Below are 6184 nucleotides of genomic sequence, written 5' to 3' on the forward strand. Positions count from 1 at the left end.
AACGACGACAGTGGCAATCACAGCGGCAAACGTCAGATTTACGGAGGAAGAGCGCGGGTCAGACGTGCGCTTTATATGTCGTGCTGGGTTGTCATCCGCTATCACGCCGACTTCAAGGCCCGGTACGAAGCACTTCGAGGGCGAGGCAAGAGCGCGAAAGTCGCGCTCATCGCCTGCATGCGAATATTGCTAATCAGACTGAATGCCATGCTTCGAGACGGCACTGAATGGCGGTGACGGGTGACAGAGGTAAGACAGTTGCTCCCACATTTGATCCGCGTATGTCATGACAACACGGTCGAATGTGGGAGCGGGCTTGCTCGCAAAGGGGGGACTCGGTGCCGCTGACTCAACTCAATCAGAGCTTGGCCGTCGACCGTCCTGGCTTCTTGCTCTGCAACAGGTGCGAGAACACCGCATGCAGGTCATCCGAGGCGCTTTCTTCGTCGAGGTTGAGCTTGCTGTCGATGTGGTCCATGTGGTGCATCATCAGGTCCACTGCCAGCGTCGCGTCGCGCGCCTCGATGGCGTCGATCAACTGGGTGTGCTCGTCATAGGAGCAGTGGGAACGGTTGCCGCTTTCGTACTGGGCAATGATCAGCGAGGTCTGGGACACCAGGCTGCGCTGGAAGCTGATCAACGGCGCATTCTTTGCCGCTTCGGCCAGCTTGAGGTGGAATTCTCCCGACAGGCGGATGCCGGCGCCGCGGTCGCCCCGGGAAAAACTGTCGCGCTCGTCGTTGACCATCTGCCGCAGCTCGGCAAGCTGCTCGGCGGTGGCATGCTGCACCGCCAGTTCGGTGATAGCCCGCTCCACCAGGCGCCGAGCCATGAACACCTGGCGAGCCTCCTCGACACTCGGGCTGGCGACCACGGCGCCGCGGTTGGGCCGCAGCAGCACCACCCCTTCATGGGCCAGGCGCGACAACGCCCGACGAATGATCGTGCGGCTGACCCCGAAAATCTCCCCCAGTGCCTCTTCGCTCAACTTTGTACCGGGCGCCAAGCGTTGTTCGAGGATGGCCTCGAAGATATGCGCATAGACGATATCGTCCTGGGTACCGCTGCGACCGGCCTTACCGGCTCGCGGTTGTTTCTTGAGGGGCTGCAACTGTTCGTTCATGGGCACTCGAGTCGGGAAAACTGCGGCGAATTGACCGTGACTGTAATACGGCACAGCCGGTCGCTGGCAAGTATCGCGTAAAAAACACCTCGATTGTACACAACCTCTGATGGCAACACGACTGTACGGCTGTTTGCGGGCCTGGCTGTATTGCAATCGCTCACGGGGTTGAGTTTAGGCTTAAACCGCAACCCTGTGGCGAGGGCGCTTGCGCCCTCGCCACAGGGTTGTTCCAGGCTTTGCCAAATTTATAACAAGGATCATCGCCCGCCATGACCGAAGTCACGACTACGCCACTTCGTCCGCTCGCCGACACATCGCCTTCGGCCGTCGTCGCCGGGTTCATTGCCATGATGACCGGCTACACCAGTTCGCTGGTGCTGATGTTCCAGGCCGGGCAGGCAGCAGGGTTGACCAGCGGGCAGATTTCATCGTGGATCTGGGCGATTTCCATCGGCATGGCCGTGTGCACCATCGGCCTTTCGCTGCGCTATCGCACGCCGATCACCATTGCCTGGTCGACACCCGGCGCGGCGCTGTTGATCACCAGCCTGGGCGGCGTGAGCTACGGCGAGGCCATCGGTGCCTACATCACCTGCGCGGTGCTGGTGACGATCTGCGGCCTGACCGGCAGTTTCGAGCGCCTGGTCAGGCGCATCCCGGCGTCCCTGGCGGCAGCCCTGCTGGCGGGCATCCTGTTCAAGATCGGCAGCGAGATCTTCGTCGCCACCCAGCATCGCACCGGCTTGGTCCTGGGGATGTTCTTCACTTACCTGGTCGTCAAGCGCCTGTCGCCGCGCTACGCGGTGTTGGCCGCGCTGCTGGTGGGCACGGCGTTGTCCGGCCTGCTCGGGCTGCTGGATTTCAGCGGGTTTGCCCTGGAAGTCGCGACACCGGTCTGGACCACGCCACACTTCTCCCTGGCCGCCACCATCAGCATCGGCATCCCCCTGTTCGTCGTGGCGATGACCTCGCAGAACATGCCCGGCATCGCCGTGCTGCGGGCCGACGGCTACAACGTTCCAGCCTCGCCGCTGATCACCAGCACCGGCATTGCCTCGCTGCTGTTGGCACCGTTCGGTTCCCATGGCATCAACCTGGCGGCCATCAGCGCCGCCATCTGCACCGGCCCGCACGCCCACGAGGATCGCGACAAGCGCTACACGGCGGCGCTCTGGTGCGGGATTTTCTACGGCATTGCCGGGGTGTTCGGCGCCACGCTGGCGGCGTTGTTCGCGGCGTTGCCCAAGGAACTGGTGCTGTCCATCGCGGCCCTGGCATTGTTCGGCTCGATCATCAATGGCTTGACCATCGCCATGAGCGAAGCCCGGGAACGGGAAGCAGCGCTGGTGACGTTCATGGTCACCGCGTCGGGGTTGACGCTGTTTTCCATCGGGTCGGCGTTCTGGGGGATCGTGGCGGGGGTATTGACCTTGCTGATCCTCAATTGGCGCAAGGCCTGATCGCCTCTGAAGGCTTCGCGAGCAAGCTCGCTCCCACAGGGGCCATGTGAGCGACACACATCCAATGTGGGCGCGGGTTTGCTCGCGAAGGCGGCCTGGCAATCACCCGATAAGCAGGCACAAAAAAGCCGGCACCCCGAAGGGTTGCCGGCTCAGATCATCACGCCTTGGCGTTGATCGGCTTTTCCGGGTACCACACGTCCATCAGCGGGCTGACTTCAACGCTGGTCAGCTCAGGACGCGCCTTGAGCCAGGCCTCGACGGCCGCACGCTGCTCTTCGGAAACCGAGCCACGCTTCTGCAGGCAAACCAGGCCGTAGTCGTCGCCGCCCACGTAACCCAGGCCATTGGCTTCCATGGCTTGTTTCAGGAAGTCGTCGAGGAAAGCGTCAATAGCCTCGTCGGCCAGATCTTCTTTGAAATCCAGGTTCAATTCGAAACCCAGCTCTTGAAATTCATCCACGCACAGTTTTTTGCGCAGACGCTGGGAACGGTTAGTCGCCATTGGAACAATCCTCTTAAGTAATAACGGCCGGCACTTTACCAGTTTGGTGCATCAATTGCCCGACTGTTCGGGGGGATCGCCCTACCGTCGGTAAAAAATAGCGCTTCGAAGGGCCAGGGTATGGGCCAAGCCGTTGCAGCTTGGGGCATAATGCCGACACTTTCATGACCGTTGAGGGCGTTCATTTTCATGTCCTCGTCTTTTCCCCCTCGCCTGTAGGGTTTTATTTCAAATGATCAAATCTTTGCGTCCACTGCTTCTGGCCAGCCTTCTTCTTCCCCTGGCCCTCCCTGTTTCCACCAGCGCCGCCACGATCAACACCGCCTTGTCACCCAACGTGCAGAAGGCCCTCAAGACCAGCAAACTGCAAGACAACGCCTTGTCCCTGGTGATGGTGCCGCTCAACGGCCCCGGCACCCCGACCGTCTACAACGCCGACGTCTCGGTCAACCCGGCGTCCACCATGAAACTGGTGACCACCTACGCGGCCCTGGAGATGCTAGGCCCCAATCATCAGTGGAAAACCGAGTTCTACACCGACGGCACCCTCAACAGCGGGATCCTCAACGGCAACCTTTACCTCAAGGGCGGCGGCGATCCCAAGCTGAACATGGAAAAACTCTGGCTGCTGATGCGCGACCTGCGGGCCAATGGCGTGCAGCAGGTCACCGGCGACCTGGTGCTGGACCGCGGTTTCTTCATCCAGCCGCAACTGCCGGAGTTCAACGACGACGGCAACGACGAGAACAAACCCTTCCTGGTCAAGCCCGACGCCCTGCTGGTCAACCTCAAGGCCCTGCGTTTCGTCGCCCGCAATGACGCCGGCCGGGTGCTGGTGTCGGTGGAACCGCCGATCGCCAGCATTCGCATCGACAACCAGGTCAAGGCCATCAATGGCAAGCAGTGCACCGGTGGCGTGCGCTACAACCCGGTGCCCCAGGCGGACGGCAGCGTGACCGTGACCGTCGGCGGCCAGCTCGGCGAGGGTTGCAGCTCCCAGACCTACCTGTCGCTGCTGGACCACGCCACCTACACTGCCGGCGCCGTGCGGGCCATCTGGAAGGAACTGGGCGGCAGCATCCAGGGCAAGGATCGCCTCGCCGCGACTCCGAGCGGTGCAAAACTGCTGGCCCGGGCCTTCTCGCCGGACCTCGCGGAAATAATCCGCGACATCAACAAATACAGTAACAACACCATGGCCCAGCAGTTGTTCCTGAGCCTCGGCGCGCAGTTTCGCAATGAAGCCGACGGTGACGACGCCAAGGCCGCTCAGCGGGTCGTGCGCCAGTGGCTGGCCAAGAAAGGCATCACCGCGCCACACCTGGTGATGGAGAACGGCTCCGGCCTGTCCCGCGCCGAACGTGTCAGCGCCCGGGAAATGGCGGCGATGCTGCAAGCCGCCTGGCGCAGCCCTTATGCCGCCGAGTACATCAGCTCGATGCCGATCGCCGGCACCGACGGCACCATGCGCAAGCGCCTCAAGACCACCGCCATGGCCGGCGAAGCCCACGTCAAGACCGGCACCCTGAACACCGTCCGCGCCATTGCCGGCTTCAGCCGTGACATCAACGGCAACACTTGGGCCGTGGTCGCCATCCTCAACGACCCAAAACCCTGGGGCGCTTCGTCCGTACTGGACCAGGTCCTGCTGGACCTGTACCGCCAACCGAAACTGCCACAGACCGCCTCGGTACTCTGACCGGGGACCTTGACCGCCCCCGGCTGCCAATGGGTAGCCGGGGGCACGAAAAATCCGGAACTCACCCCAATCCAATGGTGGGTGGGCTTGCTCGCGAAAGAGGTCTGCCTGTGCCGGTGATGTTGGCTGGGCCGGCGCCTTCGCGGGCAAGCCCGCTCCCACAGGGATCTTTGCCAGGCACAGGTTTTATGGACATCCACCATTTAATGGTGGAGCGGGCTTGCTCGCGAAAGCGGTCTGTCTGTGCCGGTGATGGTGGCTGAGCCGGCGCCTTCGCGGGCAAGCCCGCTCCCACAGGGATCTTTGCCAGGCACAGGTTTTATGGACATCCACCATTTAATGGTGGGAGCGGGCTTGCTCGCGAAAGCGGTCTGTCTGTTCGGGTGATATTTGTCAGTGAGCAAACACTGCCATCAGCCGTTGGGCGATGTGTTGCTGGGCCTCTTCGGCGTCGTCGATGATGGCGCCCATGCGGATGAAGTCATGGGTCATGCCGGCATACACCTTGAGCTCAACCGCCACCCCGGCCTGTTGCAGGTGCTGCGCATACACCACGCCTTCGTCATGCAGAGGGTCGCATTCGGCGAGGATCAGCAGCACCGGCGGCAGGTTCGGCGGGATCTCGCCCAGCAGCGGTGAGAAGCGCGGGTCGTGGCGGTCGGTGGCGTCGCGTTGGTAATGGTTGTAGAACCATTCCAACGACGCCTTTTCCAGCAAATGACCTTCACCGTAGCGCTCGATGGACGGCCTGCTGCGACTGGCATCCGTCACCGGATAGATCAGCACCTGCAACAGCGGCGCAGTGTCCAGCGGTTGCGTCGCCAGCACCGTGGCCAGGCTGCCGCCGACGCTGTCGCCGCCCACCGCCAGGCGCCGAGTATCGATGCCGAGCCTGTCCGATTCGGCCACCAGCCACGTCCAGGCGTCCAGGGCATCCTCGACAGCGGTGGGAAAACGAAACTCCGGCGCCCGTCGATAAGCCACCGACACCACCACACAGTCGGCCATCGCCGCCAGGTTGCGGCACAGTGAATCATGGGAATCGAGGCTGCCGACCACATAGCCGCCCCCATGGAAATACATTAGCGCCGGCCGGGCCAGCCCTTGCTTCAGCGGCCGACTGCTGTACAGCCGGGCTGCGAGACGGTCACCGTCGCGGGTTGCAATGTGCAGGGGCTCGACCACCTCCAGCGCCTCACCACCGGCATCCATCAACTGCGACGACTGATCGAATTGTTCACGGGCCTGGTCCGGGCTCATCTGGTGCATGGGCACGCGCTTGCCACTGGCGCGGCCATTGCCCACCAGTTCCAGGAATGCAGCGATATCAGGGTTCAACGACATTGAGCACACTCTCCACGCCGACCGGGCACAACGCCCGGCCGGCCACAGGT

Annotated in this window: 6 protein-coding genes; 3 read left to right on the plus strand and 3 right to left on the minus strand. The window is 62.5% G+C overall.

Going from position 1 to position 6184, the window contains the following annotated elements:
* Positions 1-237, plus strand: a 237-nt coding sequence (locus AD664_RS26595; RefSeq protein WP_157061614.1) for a transposase, incomplete at its 5' end; no start/stop codon positions are given.
* Positions 238-358: 121 nt separating this feature from the next.
* On the opposite strand, the gene AD664_RS26600 is transcribed toward AD664_RS26595, so the two are convergent.
* On the minus strand, positions 359-1123 hold the full coding sequence (locus AD664_RS26600) for a GntR family transcriptional regulator (RefSeq protein ID WP_042728046.1): 765 nt from the start codon (positions 1121-1123) through the stop codon (positions 359-361).
* Positions 1124-1395: 272 nt separating this feature from the next.
* Here AD664_RS26600 and AD664_RS26605 point away from each other — a divergent pair, with 272 nt between their 5' ends.
* Entirely contained in the window at positions 1396-2586 is a 1191-nt protein-coding gene (locus AD664_RS26605) for a benzoate/H(+) symporter BenE family transporter (RefSeq protein ID WP_053151585.1), read from the plus strand.
* A 160-nt stretch (positions 2587-2746) separates the two neighbouring features.
* Here the strand turns inward: AD664_RS26605 and AD664_RS26610 are convergent, their stop codons facing one another.
* Entirely contained in the window at positions 2747-3091 is a 345-nt protein-coding gene (locus AD664_RS26610; protein WP_053151589.1) for a YggL family protein, read from the minus strand.
* A 232-nt stretch (positions 3092-3323) separates the two neighbouring features.
* Between AD664_RS26610 and dacB the strand changes: the two genes are divergently transcribed.
* Entirely contained in the window at positions 3324-4790 is a 1467-nt protein-coding gene (gene dacB / locus AD664_RS26615) for a D-alanyl-D-alanine carboxypeptidase/D-alanyl-D-alanine-endopeptidase (protein WP_053151592.1), read from the plus strand.
* Positions 4791-5183: 393 nt separating this feature from the next.
* Here dacB and AD664_RS26620 read toward each other — a convergent pair whose 3' ends face one another.
* Positions 5184-6134: an alpha/beta hydrolase gene (locus tag AD664_RS26620; protein ID WP_053151595.1), complete on the minus strand. Its 951-nt coding sequence runs from the start codon at positions 6132-6134 to the stop codon at positions 5184-5186.
* Between the last annotated feature and the right edge of the window lie 50 nt (positions 6135-6184).

It is taken from the genome of Pseudomonas sp. P97.38 (genome assembly GCF_001269745.1).
GTDB lineage: Bacteria > Pseudomonadota > Gammaproteobacteria > Pseudomonadales > Pseudomonadaceae > Aquipseudomonas > Aquipseudomonas chlororaphis_E.

Excerpts from the sequence above, each read along its gene's own strand:
- AD664_RS26605 (WP_053151585.1), top strand. The coding sequence starts at position 1,396 with ATGACCGAAGTCACGACTACGCCACTTCGTCCGCTCGCCGACACATCG.
- AD664_RS26620 (WP_053151595.1), bottom strand. The coding sequence starts at position 6,134 with ATGTCGTTGAACCCTGATATCGCTGCATTCCTGGAACTGGTGGGCAAT.
- AD664_RS26610 (WP_053151589.1), bottom strand. The coding sequence starts at position 3,091 with ATGGCGACTAACCGTTCCCAGCGTCTGCGCAAAAAACTGTGCGTGGAT.
- AD664_RS26600 (WP_042728046.1), bottom strand. The coding sequence starts at position 1,123 with ATGAACGAACAGTTGCAGCCCCTCAAGAAACAACCGCGAGCCGGTAAG.
- dacB (WP_053151592.1), top strand. The coding sequence starts at position 3,324 with ATGATCAAATCTTTGCGTCCACTGCTTCTGGCCAGCCTTCTTCTTCCC.